This window comes from Paraglaciecola sp. QJM3NY_14 (assembly GCF_056173245.1).
In genome coordinates, this window is record NZ_CM149664.1 from 2,835,945 (window position 1) to 2,853,321 (window position 17,377).

17 protein-coding genes and 3 tRNA genes are annotated in these 17,377 nt (G+C 43.6%); 8 read left to right on the top strand and 12 right to left on the bottom strand.

Annotation, left to right across the window (positions count from 1 at the left end):
* Positions 1-3: 3 nt before the first annotated feature.
* The 7 genes from lolD to dnaQ form a co-directional block, all read right to left on the bottom strand.
* Entirely contained in the window at positions 4-687 is a 684-nt protein-coding gene (gene lolD, locus AC0VYA_RS11855) for a lipoprotein-releasing ABC transporter ATP-binding protein LolD (RefSeq protein ID WP_006990856.1), read from the bottom strand.
* Between the two features lie 40 nt (positions 688-727).
* Positions 728-1,789 (bottom strand): CNNM domain-containing protein, encoded by a 1,062-nt coding sequence (locus tag AC0VYA_RS11860; RefSeq protein WP_041713771.1) that lies wholly within the window; start codon positions 1,787-1,789, stop codon positions 728-730.
* A gap of 211 nt (positions 1,790-2,000) precedes the next feature.
* A tRNA-Asp gene (locus AC0VYA_RS11865) sits at positions 2,001-2,077 on the bottom strand.
* 26 nt (positions 2,078-2,103) lie between these two features.
* Positions 2,104-2,180: transfer RNA gene (locus AC0VYA_RS11870), tRNA-Asp, on the bottom strand.
* Positions 2,181-2,212: 32 nt separating this feature from the next.
* Positions 2,213-2,289 (bottom strand) — tRNA-Asp (locus AC0VYA_RS11875).
* Positions 2,290-2,471: 182 nt separating this feature from the next.
* Positions 2,472-3,917 carry a TIGR03503 family protein gene (locus AC0VYA_RS11880; protein WP_475488393.1) on the bottom strand — a complete coding sequence of 482 codons (1,446 nt, stop codon included), beginning with the start codon at positions 3,915-3,917 and terminating at the stop codon, positions 2,472-2,474.
* A 29-nt stretch (positions 3,918-3,946) separates the two neighbouring features.
* Positions 3,947-4,654, bottom strand: a complete 708-nt coding sequence (dnaQ, locus tag AC0VYA_RS11885) for a DNA polymerase III subunit epsilon (protein ID WP_011575161.1) — start codon at positions 4,652-4,654, stop codon at positions 3,947-3,949.
* 80 nt (positions 4,655-4,734) lie between these two features.
* On the opposite strand from dnaQ, the gene rnhA reads away from it, so the two are divergent.
* On the top strand, positions 4,735-5,196 hold the full coding sequence (rnhA, locus tag AC0VYA_RS11890; RefSeq protein ID WP_473480939.1) for a ribonuclease HI: 462 nt from the start codon (positions 4,735-4,737) through the stop codon (positions 5,194-5,196).
* Positions 5,197-5,251: 55 nt separating this feature from the next.
* Here the strand turns inward: rnhA and AC0VYA_RS11895 are convergent, their stop codons facing one another.
* Positions 5,252-5,605, bottom strand: coding sequence for a VOC family protein (locus AC0VYA_RS11895; protein ID WP_475491066.1), 354 nt, complete (start codon positions 5,603-5,605; stop codon positions 5,252-5,254).
* A gap of 231 nt (positions 5,606-5,836) precedes the next feature.
* Between AC0VYA_RS11895 and sppA the strand changes: the two genes are divergently transcribed.
* Together sppA and AC0VYA_RS11905 are read left to right on the top strand one after the other, a co-directional pair.
* Positions 5,837-7,699: a signal peptide peptidase SppA gene (gene sppA, locus AC0VYA_RS11900; RefSeq protein ID WP_475488394.1), complete on the top strand. Its 1,863-nt coding sequence runs from the start codon at positions 5,837-5,839 to the stop codon at positions 7,697-7,699.
* A 107-nt stretch (positions 7,700-7,806) separates the two neighbouring features.
* On the top strand, positions 7,807-8,337 hold the full coding sequence (locus AC0VYA_RS11905; RefSeq protein ID WP_475488395.1) for a SprT family zinc-dependent metalloprotease: 531 nt from the start codon (positions 7,807-7,809) through the stop codon (positions 8,335-8,337).
* Here AC0VYA_RS11905 and yfbV read toward each other — a convergent pair.
* Complete coding sequence (gene yfbV, locus AC0VYA_RS11910) at positions 8,334-8,780, bottom strand: terminus macrodomain insulation protein YfbV (protein WP_473480943.1); 447 nt, start codon at positions 8,778-8,780, stop codon at positions 8,334-8,336. The two genes, AC0VYA_RS11905 and yfbV, sit on opposite strands and share 4 nt — an antisense overlap.
* Before the next feature lie 258 nt (positions 8,781-9,038).
* On the opposite strand from yfbV, the gene trxB reads away from it, so the two are divergent.
* The 4 genes from trxB (at position 9,039) to infA (ending at position 11,739) form a co-directional block, all read left to right on the top strand.
* Complete coding sequence (gene trxB, locus AC0VYA_RS11915) at positions 9,039-9,989, top strand: thioredoxin-disulfide reductase (RefSeq protein WP_006990866.1); 951 nt, start codon at positions 9,039-9,041, stop codon at positions 9,987-9,989.
* Between the two features lie 51 nt (positions 9,990-10,040).
* Positions 10,041-10,745: a leucyl/phenylalanyl-tRNA--protein transferase gene (gene aat, locus AC0VYA_RS11920; RefSeq protein WP_475488396.1), complete on the top strand. Its 705-nt coding sequence runs from the start codon at positions 10,041-10,043 to the stop codon at positions 10,743-10,745.
* On the top strand, positions 10,745-11,440 hold the full coding sequence (locus AC0VYA_RS11925; protein ID WP_475488397.1) for an arginyltransferase: 696 nt from the start codon (positions 10,745-10,747) through the stop codon (positions 11,438-11,440). The genes aat and AC0VYA_RS11925 overlap by 1 nt, the downstream gene beginning before the upstream one ends.
* Before the next feature lie 80 nt (positions 11,441-11,520).
* Entirely contained in the window at positions 11,521-11,739 is a 219-nt protein-coding gene (gene infA, locus AC0VYA_RS11930) for a translation initiation factor IF-1 (RefSeq protein ID WP_006990869.1), read from the top strand.
* Positions 11,740-11,847: 108 nt separating this feature from the next.
* Here infA and clpA read toward each other — a convergent pair whose 3' ends face one another.
* Positions 11,848-14,115, bottom strand: coding sequence for an ATP-dependent Clp protease ATP-binding subunit ClpA (gene clpA / locus AC0VYA_RS11935; protein ID WP_011575169.1), 2,268 nt, complete (start codon positions 14,113-14,115; stop codon positions 11,848-11,850).
* Positions 14,116-14,135: 20 nt separating this feature from the next.
* Entirely contained in the window at positions 14,136-14,456 is a 321-nt protein-coding gene (clpS, locus tag AC0VYA_RS11940; protein ID WP_006990871.1) for an ATP-dependent Clp protease adapter ClpS, read from the bottom strand.
* Between the two features lie 201 nt (positions 14,457-14,657).
* Between clpS and cspD the strand changes: the two genes are divergently transcribed.
* Complete coding sequence (cspD, locus tag AC0VYA_RS11945; protein WP_006990872.1) at positions 14,658-14,876, top strand: cold shock domain-containing protein CspD; 219 nt, start codon at positions 14,658-14,660, stop codon at positions 14,874-14,876.
* 61 nt (positions 14,877-14,937) lie between these two features.
* On the opposite strand, the gene AC0VYA_RS11950 is transcribed toward cspD, so the two are convergent.
* Positions 14,938-17,169, bottom strand: a complete 2,232-nt coding sequence (locus tag AC0VYA_RS11950) for an NADP-dependent isocitrate dehydrogenase (RefSeq protein ID WP_011575171.1) — start codon at positions 17,167-17,169, stop codon at positions 14,938-14,940.
* Positions 17,170-17,377: the final 208 nt, after the last annotated feature.

Consider the following 17,377-nt stretch of genomic DNA (forward strand, 5'->3'; position numbering starts at 1 on the left):
CTTTTAATCGAGTTGTGGGCTAAGTTGCCCATTGACTAAACGCAGAGAACGGTCGAGGCGTTTCGCTAACTGAATATCATGGGTGACCACGATAAAACTTGTTTGGCTGATGTCACGCAATTCATTCAACAACTGATAGATCCCTTCACCGGTTTTGGTGTCCAAGTTACCCGTTGGCTCGTCGGCCAACACTAATTTTGGCTGATTAACCAATGCTCTGGCGATCGCCACGCGTTGTCGCTCTCCGCCAGATAACATACTTGGCCTGTGTGTTAAGCGGTGGGCTAAACCGACCTTTTCAAGCATATTCTGTGCATGGTGCATCGCTTCTTCGCGTTTTTCATTGGCAATCAAGCGAGGCATAGCCACATTTTCCAGCGCACTAAATTCAGGTAATAAATGATGAGCTTGATAGACAAAGCCGAGTGATTGATTACGAAATTTCGCCTGTTCGGCACTTGTGAAGGAAAAGATATCCTGTTGTTCAAAAAGTACGGTGCCCGATGTGGGCTGATCCAATGCCCCAAGTAAGTGTAATAAAGTACTTTTTCCTGAGCCTGAACTGCCAATAATGGCGAGCTGTTCAGATGTATTCACGCTTAGATTTACATTATTTAGTATCTGAACACTTTCTTTACCATCGTCATACTGTTTAGATAAATGGTCACATTTCAGCAGTTCATGCATATATTCGTTCTTACCTTTGATGTCAGTCTTTAGCTGTCGTTTATGATTTTGTTTGTGATGTTTTATGCAAAGCCGCGCGTTCACGGCGACGCCACATCAACCTCGCTAATTTTTTCATACTCACGTTTTTATCGTTTTCATCGACGATTTCCACTCCCAATAAGGACTCCGTGAGATCTTCGTCCGTTAAGATACCTTCTAGTCCGCCATATTCGTCCACCACTAATAGCATATTAGCGCGCCTGGTATGTAATGGATGCAAAGCTGCTGACAGTGGCATACTGCTTAACAGCGTGACCATATCCTTGCGATATACGCTCAGTGGGTTCTTTTCATTTTTGCGGATCATGGCTAGCAAAATGTCTTTTTTTAATACGTAACCCGTTATTTTCTCTGGTTCTGATTGCTCATAAATTGGAATACGGGAAAATTCAATTGTTCCATGTTTATGATAAAACGCTTCGACCGTCATGTTTTCTGGAACAGAAAAAATAACCGTACGGTGGGTCATGGCACTTTTTATTTTGAGTTCATCAAGGGCCAACAAGTTCTGTAATATATTCGCCTCTTGCTTTGCTATTTGCCCTTCTTGATAGGATTCATCCGTTAACACCGCCAATTCGGCTTTACTCAGTCCTTTTAAGGGCGAGTCATCGCTAAACCCTGCCGTCAGCTTGTTCGCCAGCAGTACAAACGGGTAGAGGCACAAGATTAGGTACTTAAGAAAATACGCTGTGGCAGGGGCTAGCTTTCGCCAGTAGGTGGCGCCCATTGTTTTTGGGATGATTTCTGAAAAGACCAGAATGAACAAGGTTAAAATAGCAGAGATAACGCCCATGTACACTTCGCCAAAGACGGCAACCGCTTGGGCTCCAGCCCCCGCAGCCCCCATGGTGTGGGCCACTGTGTTCAAAGTAAGAATTGCTGCCAGAGGGTTATTAATATTTTGAACTTGCTGGCGTAGGAGTTCTCCACTTTTGTGTTTTTGCTTCTCAAGCACAGATATATAAGCAGAGGACACACTCAATATCACGGCTTCTGCAATTGAGCATATAAAAGATACTCCCAAAGCCAAAACAATATAAAACATCAGTAAGATCAAACTAACCCACCTATTCGTCAATCGTTCGTGCAAAAATATAACATCAACACGGTAAAATTCAGAACAAGCAGTTTACCTTAAGCATACGATAATGACATGAATTTCAGCCACATAGCTAAGCATCACACAAGATAAGTTGTTTCAAATATTTGCCAAGAATCGGCGAAGATAACGTAGAATAAAACTGGGATAAAAAAAGAAGAAAAATTAATGGCGGAACGGACGAGACTCGAACTCGCGACCCCCGGCGTGACAGGCCGGTATTCTAACCAACTGAACTACCGCTCCCCATATAATTTTTGTTGTTTTGAAATTGGCGGAACGGACGAGACTCGAACTCGCGACCCCCGGCGTGACAGGCCGGTATTCTAACCAACTGAACTACCGCTCCGCTGTTTCAAAACCGAAAATATTAAAAGAAATTGGCGGAACGGACGAGACTCGAACTCGCGACCCCCGGCGTGACAGGCCGGTATTCTAACCAACTGAACTACCGCTCCAGTTTCTTTAATACTTTCAACGAGTTAAGAAGTTAATCTAGGACCTTCCCCTCAACCGCGGCGCAGATAATACGGTTAACCCCGTATCGAGTCAACTGCTTTTTCTGGATTTTATCGCTTAATTTCAATATTTTCGTTTGTTTGCCTACGCAGTGAGCAATTTGACCAAAATGCATTCAACATTAGGCTTTTTTCTTAGGGCTATCTTTCTTCGAGGCTTCCTTTTGCTTCTTATCGGCTTTATCACTTTCCCCTTGAGCATCGTCTTTTTTACGTGCAAAGGGCAATTTAAGCCGTGAAAACCATCCTGGTTTACTCTCGCTCGCGTCACTTTGTTCTGTGTTCTGGTTTAAAACCTCGCTAACCGTGAGCGGTTTTTCTCTGGTAACAAACCAAATTAGCGCCCCCCCCACAATTAATAGAAATACATTGATACCGACTATCAACATGATCAAGGTCGATGTTTCCATTTCGGGCTCAGCGTCGAGCTGAGGTTGTGCCATCAATAGCTCACCTTGTTCATCAGTGACTTGAGTGCCCTCCCCTGTTGCCGTTTCATCTATCACAGGCTCTACAAAAGGCTCTTCTGTTAAGAAACTAAATTCGGGCACATCCAGAATAAGGTCACGGCCATCTATGGTCTTACCAAATGCAGTTAACTTCACGCGATAAACACCATATTCATAATTGACGATCAGGTACTCACGTATATCCGGTGACTCGTCAGTAATGGAAAAGTTTTGAATATCGCCATTTGGAAATTTGACTTTACCGTCAATCAACAGGGATGACATATCGATATGTTCCCGGTCTGCATCGACCATCAGCTTGTGGTATCCACCTCCCCCGCCATTTTGCTCAACCGTAATATGAATGGGATTGGGATATAGCATCACCGGCTCGCCCACTTGCTCTCGTGAGAACATTGGCGTGCTTACCATAAAAGTAGGGATCCACTCACCAGCAGCCACTGACAAATTAAACTGTCCAGTGAATGTGCCATCCAGCGGAATTTCGTCCATCCCCTGGCCATTGTCTTCAAATGTTGCAATAGTTTGCGAGTCAGCACCAAAATTATTACTGTCTGGATTGTTTGTGCTGAAGAATTGCATGTTGAGCGTAACGACGTCTCTAAACTCGGTGTAATTGATGGGCTCGCCACCATTGGTGAGATAAGCGGTTTGCTTGAGAATCTCGCCAGAGAAGATAACACTGGGTAACGGCTGTGCATGAAGCGATAGCTCACTAATCACCATCACTCGGCTACCCGGCTCAATTTCGCCTATCGCTTGCCAAGGGCCTGGCATCGGTTTTTTAATACTGACCATGTCATAGGTTGCAGTATCGAACCAAAAAATATCTTCGCCATCAGCTTGAGACTGATAGATTTTACTGCCATCGGGCTTTACTAATACAACAGGTAAACTACCGTATTCGCGAAAAAAGACCATGGTAATTTCATCCACCTCGAAATCAATTCGAAAACGGTTTTGTAAAAGCTCAATACTATTTTGAAAGTCATTACCTAAAGACGTAAGTGGATTGGATGGGGCCTGTTCTGCTTGAGGCGTTTGTGCGCTAACAAAAGCAGGTAATATAAGCGCACTAAATAACAGACATTTTAACATAGCATCCCAAATGTGTTGAAAATTGGCGCTTATTCACGCCACAAACAAGAACCGCCTTCTTTATTAACCAGATCTAAACGCTTCTCGTGCTCTACTAATTCATCGGCTGTGGCGCGTAAAACCTTTAACTGATTTAACTGAGGATCAAGCCTTCGAATGCGTTCAACCTGACTGCCACCATCGGAGTTCGACTTACCAGACAAATTAAGATCCGTTTGCCCGCCAGTCATCATAAGATAAACGTCAGCGAGTATCTCGGAATCCAATAATGCGCCGTGCAATTCTCGATGGGAGTTGTCTATACCGTAGCGTTTACACAAAGCATCTAGATTGTTTTTCTGACCTGGGTGAATTTGCCGCGCCATTTCGAGTGTATCTAACACGGTACACATATCACTGGTTTTTTTGCCCGCCATCGCAGCAACACGAGCAAACTCGTGATCCATAAAGCCCACATCAAACGGCGCATTATGAATAACGAGCTGAGCGCCACTGATGAACTTTACAAAATCAGCAGCAACATCTGCAAAAAGCGGTTTGTCTAACAGATACTCGTTAGTAATACCGTGAACTTCTATCGCTTCTTGTTCAATGAGTCTTTGGGGATTAACGTACACATGAAACGTGTTACCTGTTAAGCGGCGATTTAATAACTCCACACAGCCTATTTCAATGATTCTATGACCTTGCCTAGGATCGATACCGGTCGTTTCTGTATCAAGTACGATTTGTCTCATGTTTTCTCTATTTGTTTCGGGCTGACGTTAAGTGTTGATTACATTATACTGCGAAAAATTTTAAATGATTGATAAGTGAAATGAAACACATAGAAATTTATACTGACGGTTCTTGCCTGGGTAATCCAGGGCCAGGTGGTTATGGTGCGGTGCTATTATTCAATCAGCACAGTAAGGAATTAAGCCAGGGCTTTGTTCACACCACGAATAATCGAATGGAGCTGCTGGCCACGATTGAAGCGTTAGCTAGCCTAACAGAGACGTGTAAAGTTGATTTAACCACCGACAGTCAATATGTAAAAAACGGCATCAATCAATGGATAAAGAATTGGCGCAAGAATGGTTGGCGTACTTCAGATAAAAAACCGGTTAAGAACGTTGATTTATGGAAACGCTTGGATGAGCAAGTTGGTCGACATGACGTTAAATGGCATTGGGTAAAAGGCCATTCGGGGCACCCCATGAACGAACGATGCGACGTGTTAGCACGAGATGCGGCGTCAGGTAAGAATTTATTACCCGATGAAGGGTTTCAAGGATAAGCGGTACGCAGCTAGTTCTGTGCAAAGGAGCCAATGACTGGCTCCTTCTAAGGCACTACTTGTCACTCCACACCGCATACTCATTACCGCAAGGGTCGCAGAAATGAAAGCGATGCCCGCCAGGAAAACTAAATACATCTTGTACTATCTTTCCTCCATGCGCTTTTATTTCGGCCTGAGTCGCTGCTAAATCTTCGCTATAAAGTACAACTAAAACACTACCATTGTCGGTTGATACACATTTCTGCGCACTAAACATACCACCGTCAATGCCTGCACCGGTGAAGGCCGTGTATTCTTGACCATAGTCAGTAAACTCCCAGCCAAATACCGCAGTGAAAAAAGCCTTTGTGACACGTATATCTTTCACAGGAATTTCGATGTAGTTAATTTTATGGTGTATTGACATCATTCGTCTCCAATGGTTGATTGGCAGATGCGCCCACCTAATGATTATACGATTTTTTTCACAGATTCAAGCGTAAATGAAAAATGTAAAATTCGTTAAAATGTCGCTAACGGTAATATCTCTGCAGTAAAAATCAGCAAAAGTTACATTAATTTACACTTGTAGATTCTAACGAGTAAAGATTTTCGTTAGGATGCATTATTGTTTTTATGTAAGTGAACCAAATTTTATATGTCAACCGATAAAAGTTGGACCAAGGCGCTATTTGGCGGCATCTGGTCAGTACTCAATTTTAGCCGTAAGTTATTCTTTAATATTATCTTTCTCGTTATTGCCATAGGCATAATCTCGTTATTTTTTAGGGACAACGGGCAAATAGGTGTGAAACAAGATTCAGCATTAGTGCTGAATCTCAAGGGTGACATCGTTATTCAGAAGCACGCCATTGATCCTTTCGAAGCGTTTATGCAAGAAGCTTTAGGTCAAGCAAACGAAAAACCTGAGGTTTTGTTACAAGATATATTGCTCACGTTGGATAACGCTAAGCAAGACAGACGAATTAAAGCACTCGTACTCGACTTGCACGAACTCAGCGGCGCAGGTCTTGACAAGCTTGAACAGGTTGCACAAGCGATAGACGATTTTAAACTCAGTGAAAAACCCGTTTACGCCATCGGTGACTACTACACTCAAGAGCAATATTACATTGCCAGTCATGCTGACCACGTTTACATGAACCCCATGGGATGGATGTTATTTGAAGGGTATGGTCGTTTCGGCATGTATTACAAATCAGCCCTTGAGAAAATCAAAGCAACCACTCACGTATTCAAAGTCGGTACTTACAAGTCAGCGGTTGAACCCCTGCTTCGCGACGACATGTCACAACCCGCTAAAGAAGCCAACAAGGCATGGTTAAACGGTATGTGGTCACAATACAAAAACAGCGTTGCTGAAGCCAGAGGGCTGTCTACCGATAACTTCGATGAAAAAGTAGACGAGTTTATGGTTAAGTTTGAAGACGCAAATGGCGATTTCGCCCAGTATGCCTTAGACAACGGCTGGGTAGACGGTTTAAAAACACGAGAACAAGTACTGCAAGAGCTTGTGTCGGTCGTGGGCAAAGATGAAGACGCCAAACTCGGTTATACCAATATCACCTTTAAACATTACTTACACATTGTTAACCCACCCCTTCCCCATTTAAATACAGGTATTGATAAAGTCGGCGTCGTGGTTGCTAAAGGAACGATTTTAAACGGCGAGCAAAAACCCGGTACCGTTGGGGGAGATAGCACCGCAGAATTACTACGCAAAGCGCGTTTAGACGACAGTATAAAATCGGTAGTTTTATATGTGGATTCACCTGGGGGTAGCGCATTTGCTTCTGAGATCATTCGACAAGAAATTGAAAACCTCAAGGCAGCGGGTAAACCAGTAGTTGCACTCATGAGTACCTATGCTGCATCAGGTGGCTATTGGATTTCAGCCAGTGCCGATGAGATTTGGGCTGCACCGAGTACGATAACCGGCTCAATCGGTATATTCGGTATGTTCGTTAGTTTTGAAAACACACTGGATTACCTTGGAGTGCATACCGATGGTGTGGGTACAACTGACTTCGCAGGCATGGGGATTACTCGCGGTATTGACCCGAAAATGGGTCAAGTATTGCAGCGCAGTATTGAGCATGGCTACGATCAATTTATATCTTTGGTGGCTGAGGAACGTCACATGAGCAAGGAATCTGTGGACAACATAGCGCAAGGTCGTGTGTGGATTGGTGAGACCGCTTTGAAATTAAACTTGGTCGACCACCTCGGCTATATTGATGACGCAGTCTCTGCGGCGGCCGCCCGCGCTAATTTATCAGAGTATGACGTCACCTATGTAGAGCGCTCTTTAAATAGCAGTGAGTTATTTTGGAAAGAGTTATTCTCAAATGCCTCTGTTGTGTTAGCGAGGACCCAGTTTGCTCAAAGTGACAGTAAGCTAATGAGCCTGATCAACAAAGTAACAGCCGATTTCGATAATGTGGCAAAACTTAATGATCCTCGGGGCGTTTACGCTTTTTGCCTAACCTGCGATATTTAGTAAATCTTTTAGCCGCGTCAATGTGTTATTTTTATTGAATAATACATTGGCCTGCTAATTATTCCTCAAACCATTCTACTTCATAAGTGCACACTAAGCGCCCGATAATGAACACGGCTTCCATCCCCACTACCTCACTTAATCAGATAGACATGCAAAGCAATGTTGTAGAACGCGTGCGTATTTGCATGAAGCAAGCAAATACGCAACTGCAAAGCAACCTAGCTATGCCTAAGATACACTTTAACCAAAGAGGTAGAATAGCCGGTTGTGCACGCTTGCAATCGAACGAGTTGCGTTTTAATCCGGTTCTTTTGACAGACAATTACACTACATTCATCAACGAGGTAGTGCCCCATGAAGTCGCACATTTAGTGGTATTTAACCTCTATGGGCGAGTGAAGCCACACGGCAAAGAGTGGCGAGGGATAATGCAACAAATATTTGGGTTAACAGGCCATACCTACCATCAAATGGATGTGACTAAAGTGAGCGGAAAGCGATTTCCCTATCGATGCGCATGTGGTGAAGTTCAGCTCAGCATAAGACGGCACAACAAAGTTAAACGGCAGCAGCAACAGTATATTTGCCGCCAGTGTCATAGCGTGTTGATTTGCGCAGAAACAAAAAACGATTAGAACCAGCGCTGAGTAAAGGCCTTATCGAGATCGTCAAATGCAGTTTTGAGTAAAACAGCAAGCTCTTTGTATTTCGGACGAGATTTAGCCCCCCCAACTTTACAACCTTGCTGTTGCATCTTCTGATGGATATCGCGATACCAACTCGAGGTCGTAGGGGGAAGCCATTGATTAGCCCGATGGCCTAACCACAACAGTCCTTGTACAGGGATAGATAAAAAGAAAATACCCATGGCCACAGCATTGGGCAAGGTCTCTACCCCAGTAATTGAATAAGCAGATGCGACAGTTAGTACTGCCAAAGGTGGCATGGTTTTAATGGCGAATTTAGTGGCGGAAATAACCCGACATTCAGGAAACAGTGGATACAGTTCCTTTTTAATTGGCCAAGTTTGCATATATTGCTGGCCATCTTTAAATAAAGTAAATACGGTTTGTGCCATGATAACCTACTTAATAAAATTACATGCCCAGTTCAGAGTTACTCAGAATATTAGCGAAAAGATCACTGTTTAGAAAGTTATCCTTAGGATTAGTTCGGCCTAAATAACAATGAAATATTACTTATAGTTAATTTTTCATACCATAAAGATTGAAAGTTACCTGTATAGACGCATTTCTATGCGTAATAAAAAGAGAACCGCTTTACCTCATTGGCGCTATTGCATAAAATCGCCCACAAAATTACTTTGGAGACATTCATGTCTGAATCAAGACACGTAAAATTACTTATTTTAGGCTCGGGTCCTGCGGGTTACTCGGCTGCTGTTTATGCGGCGCGCGCAAACTTAAACCCTGTACTGTTAACTGGCATTCAGCAAGGTGGGCAATTAACCACGACAACTGAAGTAGAGAACTGGCCCGGCGATGCTGAAGGACTAACAGGTCCTGATTTAATGGTTCGTATGCAGCAGCACGCTGAAAAATTCGATACTGAAATCATTTTTGATCACATCAATAAAACAGATCTGACAAAACGCCCGTTCACCTTAGTGGGTGATGCAGGTACCTACACTTGTGATTCACTGATTATTTGCACTGGGGCGTCCGCAAAATATTTAGGAATGGAATCAGAAACAGCATTTATGGGTAAAGGTGTTTCGGCCTGTGCTACTTGTGATGGTTTCTTTTATCGTAACCAAAAAGTTGCTGTGATTGGCGGCGGTAACACAGCCGTTGAAGAAGCGCTTTATTTATCTAATATCGCATCAGAAGTGCATGTTATTCATAGACGTGACACCTTTAGAAGCGAAAAGATACTATCTCAACGCTTATTAGATAAAGCAGAGAACGGCAACGTAACCCTACACTTGAATAGCACGCTTGATGAAGTGCTTGGCGACCAAATGGGCGTCACGGGTGTGCGCATCAAGTCGACCACCTCTGATGAAAGTAAAGAGCTAGATGTAATGGGGCTGTTTGTTGCTATTGGTCATCAACCGAATACGGGGATATTTGAAGGCCAATTGGAGATGAAAGACGGGTATATCAAAGTGAACAGTGGCACCGCCGGGAATGCAACACAAACCAGTGTTGAGGGTGTATTTGCTGCAGGTGATGTAAGTGACCATGTATATCGCCAAGCCATTACATCAGCAGGCACAGGATGTATGGCAGCACTAGATGCTGAGAAATTCTTAGACGCCCTATAAACGTTCTACAGATAAGGCCTCACATGAGGCCTTTTACTTCACTGAGTCAGTATGATTGAACTGTTTCAATTAGATAAATCCTTGCATTTCCCCCCGCCAGCTCACGCGTTAACTGATCCTCCCGGCCTGCTCGCTTTTGGCGGTGATTTGTCGGTAAACCGCTTATTACATGCTTATCAGCAAGGTATATTTCCTTGGTTCAGTGCCAATGAACCAATTTTATGGTGGTCACCAGACCCGCGAGGCATTTTGCTTTTAGATAATTTTAGCGTGTCGAAGAGCTTAAGGAAATTTATTCGAAAAACATCATTGCGCGTCACAGTCAATCGGCGCTTTGATGAAGTCATATATGCATGCGCCAAAGTAAAACGGCAATCTTCGGGAACTTGGATCACGGATGACATGATCAATGCCTACATAGAATTGCATCGCTGCGGTGGCGCGCACTCAATTGAAGTATGGGATGATGAAGAACTCGTTGGCGGCTTATATGGTGTTACCCCCGGTAATGTATTTTGCGGTGAATCAATGTTTCACTATGCGACGAATGCGTCCAAGCTTGCTATGTTTTACTTAGTGGAACTTTTACGCCTAAACGGCTGTGAGTTTATTGATTGTCAGTTACAGAATGATCATTTGGCTAGCCTAGGATGCATCGAAATGCCAAGGGCTGAGTTTTTAAACAGGCTCAAAGAAGCAGTGAAACACCCAATGGATCAATCGTTGTGGCTTCCTAGAGAATTAACGCAACCATAATGAAATTTGGAATTAGTCAGAGTTTTCCTTGCAGTTACTTGCCTGATGAGCAGGAAACACTGCTCGTGTACGCAGAGGAAACAGAGCACAACACCTATTATGAAATGCTAATGGCCGCTGGTTTTCGCCGAAGTGGTGCTCAGGTTTATCGCCCCCATTGTGGCGTCTGCACTGCTTGTCAGGCTATTCGCGTGCCAGTAGCTGACTTCGCACCATCCAAAGGCCAAAAGCGTATCCTCAAACGTAACAGCGATATAACGGTCGTACTCAGTGAGCAAGACAAAGCCCACTATTACTCCTTATATGAGAAATACATCAATACGCGGCACCAAGACGGCAGCATGTACCCTGCCACGCCAGAGCAATACGCAAGCTTTGCCCATGGTGATTGGTTAGACCCACTTTACATTGAGTTACACTTGTCAGGTGAATTGGTCGGCATTGCTGTAACTGACGCATTGGAAAACGCACTTTCGGCAGTGTACACGTTTTTCGAACCTTCTTTAGCTGAGCGCTCGTTAGGTACGTTTGCGGTATTGCAGCAAATTTCGATAGCCAAGCGGTTAAACAAACAACATTTATATTTAGGCTATCAAATCGATAACTGTCAGAAGATGCAGTATAAGCGCAATTTTTTGCCCCACGAGCGCTTTATTGAGCAAAAATGGCAGCTAATTTCAAAAAAAGACTGGTAAAGCTTTACACGGCCGTCGTTATTGGGCAAAATCTGCGCGGCATTTTTGAGACTTATTATTTACAGAGGTAACAGAGCTACATGGCGAAAGAAGATTGTATTGAAATGGAAGGTACAGTGTTGGATACCCTTCCAAATACTATGTTTCGTGTCGAATTAGAAAACGGTCACGTTGTTACTGCACATATTTCAGGAAAGATGCGTAAGAACTATATCCGCATCTTAACAGGCGACAAAGTAACATGTGAAATGACGCCATATGATTTATCTAAAGGGCGTATTATTTACCGCGCTCGTTAGAATACAGTAAAAGAAAAGGCCCAATGTTGCTAAAACATTGGGCCTTTTTCTATGTCTGTAATTTAGTGGTGAGGGCCGTTTGGCCCTCACACTTACCTGCTCAGCTCTCTAGGCTTCAGATTTCTCTTCTTTCAACGCTTTGAAAGTGAAAACCAGTTTCTTGTTCTTCAACGAAATCTTGACGCTTCCACCCTGGCTAAGTTCACCAAACAGCAATTCACTGGCAAGCTCTTTCTTGACCTGCTGTTGAATAACACGAGACATAGGGCGCGCGCCCATGTTTCTATCATACCCTTCTTGCGCTAACCACTGCCTTGCTTCGTTTGTTACTTCCAAAGATACACCTTGGTTATCCAACTGAACTTGCAGCTCAATAATAAACTTATCAACGACTTGCAATATCACGTCTTGCTCCAAGTGATTGAACCACACAATCGCGTCTAAACGGTTCCTAAACTCGGGGGTAAACACTTTATTGATTTCAGACATTGCATCATGGCTATGATCTTGTTGCTTGAAACCAATCGATTTACGAATAGTTTCCTGGACCCCAGCATTCGTGGTCATCACCAAAATAACATTGCGGAAGTCCACCTTACGGCCATTGTTGTCTGTCAGTGTTCCGTGGTCCATTACCTGCAATAGGATGTTAAACACGTCTGAATGGGCTTTTTCAATTTCATCCAGCAGCACCACAGAATGAGGGTGCTTAATCACAGCATCCGTCAGTAACCCGCCTTGATCAAAGCCTACATACCCTGGGGGCGCACCAATTAAACGGCTCACTGCGTGACGTTCCATGTATTCAGACATATCAAAGCGTAATAACTCAACGCCCATAATATTTGAAAGCTGTTGGGTAATTTCCGTTTTACCAACCCCCGTTGGGCCAGCAAACAAAAAGCTACCAATTGGCTTGGTTTCTGCACCGAGGCCTGCTCGAGACAAACGGATAGCGTCAGTCAATGTATCGATTGCTTGATCTTGACCAAACACCACCAATTTTAAATCTCTATCAAGATTTTTCAGCGATTCTTTGTCACTGGATGACACAGACTTTTCAGGGATACGTGCAATTTTTGAGATGATGTGCTCAATATCCGTCACACCAATGGTTTTCTTGCGTTTCGAGGGCGGCAATAGGCGCTGACTTGCCCCGGCCTCATCCATTACGTCAATTGCTTTATCTGGCAAGTGGCGTTCATTGATATATTTCGCTGACAACTCTGCCGCGGCGCGAATCGCTTTCTGCGTGAAGCGCACACTGTGATGCTCCTCATACCGAGACTTAAGGCCCATCAATATTTTTGTGGTATCAGCCACTGACGGTTCGATAACATCCACTTTCTGGAAGCGACGTGCTAATGCACGATCTTTCTCAAAAATACCTTGGTACTCTTGATACGTGGTCGAGCCCATACAGCGCAGCTCTCCGCTACTTAATTTGGGCTTTAATAGGTTTGATGCATCCATGACTCCGCCAGATGCTGCACCCGCGCCAATGATGGTGTGAATTTCGTCAATAAACAAAATTGCATCGGGATCCTTAGCTAACTCTTTCAATATCCCTTTAAGGCGCTTCTCGAAGTCACCACGGTATTTAGTGCCCGCTAAGAGGGTACCCATGTCCAGAGAGTAAATTACGGCGTTAGCGATGACGTCAGGCACATCATTGTGAACAATTCTAAAGGCTAAGCCTTCCGCAATCGCTGTTTTACCTACCCCTGCTTCACCGACCAATAAAGGATTGTTCTTTCGGCGACGACAGAGTATTTGAATACTGCGCTCCACCTCAAAGTCACGCCCAATCAGAGGATCAATTTTTCCCTCTTTGGCGAGCTCATTTAGATTCGTGGAATACTGATCTAGCATAGACGAACCAGATTCTTGACCTGCGCCCTCTTCGTCCTGCTCAATAGAATGCGGTGTCTCTTCATCATTCTTGGACACGCCGTGGGAGATAAAGTTAACCACATCAAGGCGAGTAACATCGGCTTTTTTCAGAATATATACTGCCTGCGATTCCTGCTCGCTAAAAATAGCAACCAGAACGTTGGCTCCTGTCACTTCTTCTTTACCCGAAGATTGAACGTGAAATACCGCACGTTGCAATACGCGCTGAAAACCCAAAGTGGGCTGAGTCTCGCGTTCGTTATTTGCGTCCTCAAGTAATAGTGGCGTAGTGTCTTTTACAAAATCGGTTAACTCTTTTTTGATAATATCGACATTTGCACCACACGCCTGTAGTGCTTCGGTTGCAGAGCCATTATCAAGCAAAGCCAACAGAAGGTGCTCGACTGTCATGAACTCGTGTCTATGCTCTCGAGCAAAGATAAACGCTTCATTCAACGTTTGTTCTAATTCTTTATTTAACATTTTTAGACCCTCTTACTGCGCTAAACCTGTTCCATAGTGCACATCAACGGGTGTTGATGCTTCTTGGCATACTGGGTGACTTGCATTACTTTTGTTTCGGCAATCTCGGCGGTGTAAACCCCGCATACTGCTCGACCTCGATAGTGCACGGTCAACATAATTTGATGGGCTTTTTCTGAGTCCAAGTTGAAAAACCTAACCAATACTTCGATCACGAAATCCATCGGTGTGTAATCATCGTTATTCAGCAAAACTTTATACATGGGTGGTGGCGCTAACTTTTGCTTAACCGTGTCTAGCTGCTTTTCACGCTCTATGTTTATTGTGTTGTCTTTGCTCATAATAAGAAGAATAGTGCCCTTAGTGCAAATTTTGCAGTTTTATTAACATTCGTTTATTTATCAATTTACCCTTGACAAAAACAGGTTAAAAAATCTACATTTTCTAGTGCGACATCTGTTATTTTAACATTTTCGCCTTTCCCATGGTTCATTGTGGGGATAAATATGCGTCAGTTCAAGGGATTAAAAGGAAGCAGAAGTATGGCTGTTGGCAAAGTAAAATGGTTTAACAACGCAAAAGGGTTTGGTTTTATCGTTCCAGAAGATGGTGGTGATGATATTTTTGCTCATTACTCAACTATCCAAATGGAAGGTTACCGCTCGTTGAAAGCCGGGCAAGAAGTTAAGTATGATGTGCAGCAAGGGCCTAAGGGTCTACACGCTGAAAACATCGACTTTAACGGTGAGCCCGAACAATAAAAGATTGGTCATAAAAAAAGCAGACCTGAAGGTCTGCTTTTTTATGCTTAATTAAAAATTTTTATTTATAATCTTTTAGAATGGTGTTCAATGTTGCACTTGGGCACATTGCTTGAGTCAGCAATGCATCATCTGGGTAGTAATACCCACCAATGTTTTCTGGCGAACCTTGAGTTGCATCAATCTCAGCAACAATTTTAGCTTCGTTGCTGCTAAGCGCTTTGAACAATGGCGCAAATTTAGCCGCTAATGACGCATCTTCAGCTTGCGTCGACAACGCTTCAGCCCAATACATCGCAAGATAGAAATGACTGCCTCGGTTATCAAGTTGCCCTGCTTTACGCTGAGGTGATTTACCTTCGTTTAGCAATTTCTCGGTCGCGGCATCTAATGCTTTAGCCAATACTTTCGCTTTCGCATTGTCATTTTTGATTGCCAAATCTTCAATTGATACAGCAATTGCTAAAAACTCACCGAGTGAATCCCAACGTAGGTGACCTTCTTCAACAAACTGCTGAACGTGCTTAGGAGCACTACCGCCAGCGCCTGTTTCAAACAAACCACCACCGGCCATCAAAGGTACGATAGACAACATTTTTGCACTGGTACCCAATTCAAGAATAGGGAACAAATCTGTTAGGTAGTCGCGTAAAACGTTACCAGTTACAGAAATCGTGTCTAATCCACGAAGGGCGCGTTCCATTGAATAACGAATAGCACGCACAGGCGCCATTATCTCAATGTGCAAGCCTTCTGTATCGTGATCTTTTAAGTAGGTATTCACTTTTTCGATTAGCTGAGCATCATGAGCACGCTCATCATCTAACCAAAAAATTGCCGGGTCGCCAGATTGGCGCGCGCGGTTAACTGCTAGTTTAACCCAATCTTGGATAGGCGCGTCTTTCGCCTGACACATACGCCAAATATCGCCCTCTTCTACGTCATGCTCAATCAACACATTTTCGTCTTGATCAATAACACGTACTTTACCAGCACCTGTCATTTCAAATGTTTTGTCGTGAGAGCCGTATTCTTCCGCTTTTTGCGCCATCAAACCAACGTTTGAGACAGACCCCATAGTGGTGGGATCAAATGCACCGTGGGTTTTACAGAAGTTGATCATCTCTTGATAGATAGTCGCGTAAGTGCTTTCTGGGATAACCGCTTTAGTATCATGCAGTTTTCCATCAGGACCCCACATTTGCCCAGAAGAACGGATCATTGCTGGCATTGAAGCATCAACGATTACGTCACTTGGTACGTGAAGGTTAGAAATACCTTTATCTGAGTTAACCATCGCAATAGGAGGACGGTCAGCGTAGCAGGCATTAATATCTTTTTGAATTTCAGCGCGCTGAGACTCGGGTAAAGTGGCTATCTTGTCATAAACACTGCCCAAACCATTGTTAGCATCAACACCTAATTCTTCAAATAACGCAGCGTGCTTTTCAAATAATTTCTTGTAAAACACTTTAACACAGTGACCGAATACAATCGGGTGAGACACCTTCATCATGGTCGCTTTAACATGCAATGAGAAAAGAATACCGGTTTGCTTTGCATCTTCAATTTGTTCTTCGAAGAAATCACAAAGGGCTTTCTTGCTCATAAACATGCCATCAATCACTTCGCCAGCAAGCAAATCAACTCGTGGCTTCAATACGTTTACTTGACCGTTATTGTCAGTGAATTCGATGCGCACATGACCGGCGTTTTTCACCGTTACAGACTTTTCACCTGAGTAAAAATCACCGCCGCGCATGTGGGCAACATGAGTTTGTGACGCTTGGCTCCACGCTCCCATTGAATGTGGATTTTTGCGTGCATAGCTTTTTACTGCTTTAGGGGCACGGCGGTCAGAGTTACCTTCACGAAGCACTGGGTTTACGGCACTGCCTAATACTTTAGAGTAACGCGCTTCGATGTCTTTTTCTTCATCAGTCGCTGGGTCTTCGGGGTAAGCCGGTACATTGAACCCTTTATCGTTCAATTCTTTTATAGCAGCTTTAAGTTGTGGCTTAGAAGCACTGATATTAGGTAACTTAATGATATTCGTTGCTGCGTCTTGTGTGAGCTCGCCCAACTCTGCTAGGGCATCAGGTACTTTCTGCTCGTCACTCAAATAATCAGCAAAATTGGCCAAAATACGTGCTGCTAATGATATATCGCTAAGTTCGATTTCAATGTCAGCAGATGAAGCGAACGACTCAACTATTGGTAGCAATGAGTATGTTGCCAGCGCGGGAGCTTCATCAGTTTTCGTATAGATAATCTTTGACTTCTGAGTTGTCATTATATACCTCAAATGTTGCGGTAGAGAGCTACCGGATTAGTGTAGACTGATATAAAGCACATTGGCTGCTGCTAAATAGCGGTCATTTAGTAAATTTATCAGGAATTAACACATCCGATCCTGACATCAGGTAAAGTGAGATTGAAAATTTCGCCCGAAGATAATAAACAATTCGTGCCAGAGTGCAAAATAACTCAGCTGTTTTATT

Coding starts and splice junctions, on each gene's coding strand:
- AC0VYA_RS11895 (WP_475491066.1), bottom strand. CDS start 5,605: ATGTCAATACACCATAAAATTAACTACATCGAAATTCCTGTGAAAGAT.
- sppA (WP_475488394.1), top strand. CDS start 5,837: ATGTCAACCGATAAAAGTTGGACCAAGGCGCTATTTGGCGGCATCTGG.
- trxB (WP_006990866.1), top strand. CDS start 9,039: ATGTCTGAATCAAGACACGTAAAATTACTTATTTTAGGCTCGGGTCCT.
- cspD (WP_006990872.1), top strand. CDS start 14,658: ATGGCTGTTGGCAAAGTAAAATGGTTTAACAACGCAAAAGGGTTTGGT.
- lolD (WP_006990856.1), bottom strand. CDS start 687: ATGCATGAACTGCTGAAATGTGACCATTTATCTAAACAGTATGACGAT.
- yfbV (WP_473480943.1), bottom strand. CDS start 8,780: ATGGCACAAACCGTATTTACTTTATTTAAAGATGGCCAGCAATATATG.
- AC0VYA_RS11925 (WP_475488397.1), top strand. CDS start 10,745: ATGAAATTTGGAATTAGTCAGAGTTTTCCTTGCAGTTACTTGCCTGAT.
- AC0VYA_RS11950 (WP_011575171.1), bottom strand. CDS start 17,169: ATGACAACTCAGAAGTCAAAGATTATCTATACGAAAACTGATGAAGCT.
- clpS (WP_006990871.1), bottom strand. CDS start 14,456: ATGAGCAAAGACAACACAATAAACATAGAGCGTGAAAAGCAGCTAGAC.
- clpA (WP_011575169.1), bottom strand. CDS start 14,115: ATGTTAAATAAAGAATTAGAACAAACGTTGAATGAAGCGTTTATCTTT.
- rnhA (WP_473480939.1), top strand. CDS start 4,735: ATGAAACACATAGAAATTTATACTGACGGTTCTTGCCTGGGTAATCCA.
- dnaQ (WP_011575161.1), bottom strand. CDS start 4,654: ATGAGACAAATCGTACTTGATACAGAAACGACCGGTATCGATCCTAGG.
- infA (WP_006990869.1), top strand. CDS start 11,521: ATGGCGAAAGAAGATTGTATTGAAATGGAAGGTACAGTGTTGGATACC.
- AC0VYA_RS11905 (WP_475488395.1), top strand. CDS start 7,807: ATGAACACGGCTTCCATCCCCACTACCTCACTTAATCAGATAGACATG.
- AC0VYA_RS11880 (WP_475488393.1), bottom strand. CDS start 3,917: ATGTTAAAATGTCTGTTATTTAGTGCGCTTATATTACCTGCTTTTGTT.
- aat (WP_475488396.1), top strand. CDS start 10,041: ATGATTGAACTGTTTCAATTAGATAAATCCTTGCATTTCCCCCCGCCA.